General features: G+C 70.7%; 1 protein-coding gene. It reads right to left on the bottom strand.

Translation table 11 applies throughout. From position 1 onward, the window contains the following. Positions 1 to 12: 12 nt before the first annotated feature. The gene (locus HNV26_RS02220; RefSeq protein ID WP_171440507.1) at positions 13 to 5,586 is read right to left on the bottom strand and encodes a type I polyketide synthase; all 5,574 of its coding nucleotides are present in this window, start codon (positions 5,584 to 5,586) and stop codon (positions 13 to 15) included. Positions 5,587 to 5,597 lie beyond the last annotated feature (11 nt).

Here is a 5,597-nt window from a genome sequence, read left to right as displayed (position 1 = left end):
GTCGGAATCTCTTCAATCGGCCAGCGCGGCGAGCTTCTCCGCGAGCAGCGCCTCGGCTTCGTCGTCCGAGAGTTGCTTGACGTTGTTGACGATCGCGGCTTCGAGCGCGGCGGCTTCATCCCGCGGCGGCTCCGCCTGGGTCGTGATGGGAAGTTGCAGTTGTTCAGCCAGGTGAACGACGAGCGCCGCCACCGTCGGGTGCCGCCAGACCAGCGTCGCGGGGAGCCTCAGGCCCAGGCTGGCTTCGAGCCGGTTGCGAATCTCCAGCCCCATCAGGGAATCCAACCCCATGCTGCCCAGAGGCTCCTGTGGGTCGATTCGCGAAGGCGCCAGCCGGAGCACATGGCCGGCCTGTTCGCACAGGTGCGCCTCCAGCAATGACGCTCGCTTCAGCACCTCCGCGGCCTGGAGCGTCTCCACGAAAGCACCGCGAACAGCGGGAGTCTTCGCGGCGCTGGCCTGCTCACGCGCCAGCCGTGACAGGAAGGGCGAGCGCGCCGCCGTCAGGTAGAATTCGCTCCACTGCCGCAGGTCGAAACGCATCACCACCACGCGCGACAGAGGGCTGCTCAGGATGCGGCTCAACGCCTCCAGCGCTTGCGACGGTGGCATGGAGTCCACGCCGCGCTGGGTGATGCGTTCCCCGCGCGCCTCGGCCGCCGCGGCCAGCCCCACACCGGCCCAGGCCCCCCAGTCAACGCTCAGCGCTGGCAGGCCGAGGCCACGCCGGTACGCCGCCAACGCATCGAGGAAGACGTTGGCCGCCGCGTAGTTGCCTTGCCCCGGCGAGCCCAGCAGCGAACCCGCCGCGGCGAACAACACGAAGTGCTCCAACGGCGCCGATGCCGTCAGCGTGTGCAGATGCCAGGCGCCGTGGACCTTGGGCTCCATCACCGTGCGCAGACGCTCGGCGGTGAGGTTCGCCAGCACGCCGTCATCAAGGACCGCCGCGGCGTGGAAGACACCCCGGAGTGGAGGCATCTCCGCCGCCACCTCCCCCAGCACCCGCTCCAGGTCCGGGCGCGCCGCAACGTCCGCCTTGAACACCCGGACTTCGACGCCGCCGGCACGCAGCGCATCCAGCACCGGCTGCGCCTCCGTGGACGCGCCCTTGCGCCCCAGCAAGGCCAGGTGGCGGGCCCCCCGGTCCACCAGCCACTCCGCGAGCTTCAGGCCCAGGCCACCCAAGCCACCGGTGATCAGGTACGTGGCATCGGCTCGCAGCTCCGCCGGCGCCGCCGTGCTGCGCTCCATGCGCGACAGCCGCGCCACGAACCGCGCGGAGCCCCGGAGCGCGACCTGCTCTTCCGGACTCGACGCGAGGAGCTCGTCGGCCAGCACTCGAGCCTGGACCTCATCGCGAGCCCCCAGGTCCACGCTGCAGCACCGGAGTTCGGGATGCTCCAGCGTGAGCACGCGTCCCAAGCCCCAGAGTGGCGCCTGCTCGACATGGGCCACCTGCTCACCCGGATTGACGGCCTGGACACCTTCCGTCACCAACCACACCCGAGGCATGTCCCGGAAGCCCGACGCGACCAGGGCCTGCGAGAGGTGGAGCGCGCTCGCCGCGCCAAGCGTGCGCGCCTTCAGCAGTGCATCCGTGCCAGCCTCGAGCCCGGGCACGTCCAGGCTGAAGAGGTGCACGACACCACGGCACGCGGGACGCCCGGCGCCGAACTCCGCGTCGAGAATCCGCGTGAAGCCCTCCGCGCGTGAGGGGTCCACCACGTAGTGGCCGGGCTCCACGAGGCGGGTCTCCTCGCCGTGGGAGACGAGGATGCAACGCTCCCCACGCTCGCTCAGGGCGGCGCGCAGCTTCCCGCTGAAACCCGCACGGTCCGCGAGCACCAGCCAGGTGCCGGGCGTGGACTCCGAGGCGGCCGTGGGCGCCTCACGCGGCGCTTCCTGCCAGTCCACCCGGTACATCCACTGGTCGATTTCATCCGCGGACCGGCGCCGCACCGCATCCAGACGGCGCGCCATCAGGCCGCGGGCCTCCATCAGGACGTTGCCCTCCGCGTCCAGCAACGTCACATCGGCTTCAATCGAGCTCGGGCCACTGCCCGTGCCCGGCCGGACACGAGCGTGACTCCACAGCGCACGTCCGGGCCGCCCGTGCATGCGCAGCGAGTCCACTGCCACCGGGACGAACGTCTCTCCCCTGCGGTCCCCCAGCCCCGCGCCGTTGATGGCTTGCAAGCAGGCATCCAGCAGCGCCGGATGGAGCTGATGTGCCGTCATCTCCGCCGCGACGGAAGGTGACAACTCCAGGCGCGCCACCGCCTCGCCCTCCCCCTTCCACATCTCCTTCACCAGGCGGAAGCTGGGACCGAAGTCGACGCCCCGCTCCAGCATGAGTTGGTAGTGCTTCTCGCCTTCCAGAAGCTCGGGGCACCGCGCCCGCGCCTCGTCGAGCGCGAACGGCTCCGCGCTCGCGCTCTCACTCAGTCGCCCTTCTGCGTGCAGTGTCCAAGCCCCGACGCCGTCCACCGGACGGCTGAAGACCTGGAAGCGGCGGGTGCCATCCGCCTCCGGGGTGACGCGCATCTGGACCGACAGCGCCTCTTCCCGAGGGAGCACCATCATCTCCTGGAAGATGACGTCCTCCAGCGCGAGCCGCGCCGGCCCGAAGGCCTCGGAGGCCCCCGCGAGCGCCATCTCCAGGTACCCGGTGCCGGGGAGCACGACCTCCCCATGGACGACGTGGTCCGACAGATACGCAGGGCTGTCCGCGTACAGCTCCGTCTGCCACAGGTGCGCGCCGTCCTGTCCCGCCAGGGACAGGTGCGTGCCCAGCAACGGGTGGTGGCCCGCGTCCCGGGCACGACGGGCCCGCGTCGACGATTCAATCCAGAAGCGCTCGTGCTGCCACGGGTATGTGGGCAGCGCCGCGAGCCGGCCCCGCACGGGGTGCTGGCGCACGAGGTCCACCTCGTGCCCCACGGCGTAGAGCGCGCCCAGGGACGACAACATCGCCCCGCGCTCGTCTTCGTCACGTCGGAGCGAGGGCAGCACCATCCCCTCTCGTCCGAGGTGCCGCAGGTGTTGCTCCACCGCGGGCAAGAGGATGGGATGCGGGCTCAGCTCGATGAAGATGTCATGGCCGTCGACCACGAGCTCCTCGATGGCCTTCGAGAACAACACCGGCTCGCGCAGGTTGTCCGCCCAGTAGCCGGCACGGAACTCCGCGCCATCCGTCATCCGTCCCGTCACCGTCGAGCAGATGGGCACACGGGACGCGCGCGGCGCGAGGTCCTGGAGCGCCGCGAGCAGCTCAGGCCGCAGCGGGTCCATTTGAGGGCTGTGCGAGGCCACGTCCACCTTCACGAAGCGGCAGAAGACGTCCCGCTGCTTGAGCCGCTGGGCGATGTCCTCCAGGGCCCCAGGAGCGCCCGACAGCACCGTGGAGCGCACGCTGTTGCTCACCGCGACCGAGACCTGCGACTCCCAACCGTGAAGGGCCTGCTTCGCCTCTTCCAACGTCAGGTCCACCAGCAGCATGGAGCCCTGCCCGCTCACACCTCGGAGCAGCCGGCTCCGGCGGCAGATGACCTTCGCCGCGTCCTCCAGGCTCAGCGCTCCGGCCACGTGCGCCGCGGCCACCTCGCCCATGCTGTGCCCCACCACGGCGTCGGGCTCGATGCCCCAAGCGCGCCACAGCTCCGCCAGCGCCACTTCCATGGCGAAGAGAACGGGCTGGATGACGTCGATTTCATGGAGGCGGCCCTTGCCCTCTTCAGCGGCCAGCTCCGCCAGGACGCTGAAGCCCGCGCACGCCTGGATGGCCGCGTCGCAGCGCTCCAGGGCCTCGCGGAACGCCGTCTCCTCGGCCAACAGCTTCCGGCCCATGCCCAGCCACTGCGAGCCCTGACCCGGGAACACGAAGACGACCCGGCGCCGGGTCTGCCCCGATGCACGCCCCGTGGCCGCGCCCGGCACGGGCTCTCCGCGCGCGTACGCCCCCAGCTTCTCCTCGAGTTCAGCGTGCGTGTGGCCCGCGAGCGCGAGGCGATGCTCATGGTGGGAGCGCGACAGGGCCGCCGTGGCGCAGACATCGCGGAGTGACACCTCCGGATGCGCGGCGAGCCAGTGCGCGTGGCTCCCGGCCATGCCCTGGAGCGCCTCCGGACTGCGCGCCGACAGTACGAGCAACTCCGCGCCACGAGCAGGGGCGGCAGGCCGTGATGACTGCACCGGCGGCTCCTGCAAGATGACGTGGGCATTGGTACCGCTGATGCCAAACGCGCTCACGCCAGCGATGCGAGGCTGGTCCGCTCGGGGCCACGGCTGGAGCGCCGTGGGAACGACGACGGGCGCCCCGTCCAGGACGATGTCCGGGTTGAGGCGGTGGAAGTGCAGGTTTGGAGGAATCGCCTCGTGGCGCAGTGAGAGGGCCGTCTTCAGGATGCCCGTGAGACCCGCCGTCGCTTCAAGGTGCCCGACGTTCGTCTTCACCGAGCCGACGTACAGCGGCGTATCCGAGCGCCGTCCCGAGCCCAGCACCCGCGCCAGCGCTTGCAGCTCGATGGGGTCCCCTAGCGACGTGCCCGTTCCGTGCGCCTCGACGAAGGAGACCTGCGAGGGCTTCAGCCCCGCGCTCGCCAGCGCCTGCTCGATGACCCGCTCCTGCGCCGGCCCGTTGGGCACCATCAGCCCACTGCTGGCGCCGTCCTGGTTCACCGCCGAGCCCACGACGAGCGACAGAATCTCATCGCCGTTGGCCAGCGCGTCCGAGAGCCGCTTGAGCACCAGGACGACGCAGCCCTCCGCGCGCACGAAGCCATTGGCGGCGGCATCGAAGGTCTTGCACCGTCCGTCCGGCGCCAGCCCTCGGCTACTGGAGAGGGCAACGGTCGGGTCCGGCATCAGCATGAGGTTGACGCCCGCGGACAGCGCCAGGTCGCACTCACGGTTGCGCAGGCTCTGGCAGGCGACGTGGAGCCCCACCAGCGACGACGAGCACGCCGTGTCGATGGACATGCACGGCCCCTGGAGGCCCAGCGTGTACGCCAGGCGGCCCGCCGCCGCGTTCAGCGAGGTCCCCGTCAGGTGATAGATGTCCGGAGCATCCCCGAGCTGCCGCGCCTGGAGCTGCGCGTAGTCGCTGCCGATGATGCCCAGGAAGACACCGGACTTGCTTCCCGCGAGCTGGTCCGGTGGTTGCCCCGCGCGCTCCAGCGCCTCCCACGCGACCTCCAGCAGCATCCGCTGCTGCGGATCCATGCGCGAGGCTTCCCGGGGCGAGACGCCGAAGAACGCGGCGTCGAACTGGTCCACGCCGTCGATGAAGCCGCCCCAGCGAGCATAGGTGCGGCCCCGCTTGCTCGGGTCGGGGTCGAAGAGCGCCTCCACGTCCCACCGCTCGCGTGGTACCTCGGTGATGGCGTCCACCCCCTGGCTCAGCAGGCGCCAGAAGGCCTCGGGTGTCCGCACGCCTCCGGGAACGCGGCAGGACGCACCGACGATGGCGATGGGCTCCGAGCGCGCGCGCTTGAGGGCTTCGCTCTCCGCGTGCAGGTCGAGCGCCAGCAACGCGAGCCTCTTGGGAGAGAGGCTCGAAATCTTCTCGTAGAATTCCTTGCTCATCGCAGCCGTCC

The organism is Myxococcus xanthus (assembly GCF_013116825.1).
Taxonomy (GTDB): domain Bacteria; phylum Myxococcota; class Myxococcia; order Myxococcales; family Myxococcaceae; genus Myxococcus; species Myxococcus xanthus_B.
Note: the sequence above shows the minus strand (reverse complement) of the source record. Positions and strands in the feature narration are given on the sequence as shown.

What these genes read in the sequence shown, in the direction of transcription:
- HNV26_RS02220 (WP_171440507.1), bottom strand. Translation starts at nt 5,586, where the DNA reads ATGAGCAAGGAATTCTACGAGAAGATTTCGAGCCTCTCTCCCAAGAGG.